Origin of the sequence: Blautia sp. 210820-DFI.6.14 (assembly GCF_020558815.1) — a bacterium.
GTDB lineage: Bacteria > Bacillota > Clostridia > Lachnospirales > Lachnospiraceae > Blautia_A > Blautia_A obeum.
The window spans coordinates 1-234 of the sequence record NZ_JAJCKS010000146.1 but is presented as its reverse complement, the minus strand read 5'-3'; the positions used below and the strand labels follow the sequence as shown (position 1 = coordinate 234).

Below are 234 nucleotides of genomic sequence, written 5' to 3'. Positions count from 1 at the left end.
AAATAATTTTATATTCTTGCATTTCTTCGTGCATCCCTTAATTCTGTGATTTTGCAAAAAGCATCTTCCAGCGGCAATTCACGACCAGCTTTCATATCATCAATTCCCCGGTCTAACATACAGAGAAGATGATTGTTTTCCTGGCTTTTATTGGTTGTAGGGATTTTTTTTGTTAATTTCATGAAATCACTCCAATCATACGGTTTATAAATAGTGTATGTTGTTCAGAAGTAT

At 33.8% G+C, this 234-nt stretch carries 1 protein-coding gene; it reads right to left on the bottom strand.

Annotated elements, in window-relative coordinates:
* Window positions 1-8: 8 nt before the first annotated feature.
* Window positions 9-182, bottom strand: coding sequence for a hypothetical protein (locus tag LI112_RS18080; RefSeq protein WP_171030287.1), 174 nt, complete (start codon window positions 180-182; stop codon window positions 9-11).
* Window positions 183-234: the final 52 nt, after the last annotated feature.

Coding starts and splice junctions, on each gene's coding strand:
- LI112_RS18080 (WP_171030287.1), bottom strand. CDS start 182: ATGAAATTAACAAAAAAAATCCCTACAACCAATAAAAGCCAGGAAAAC.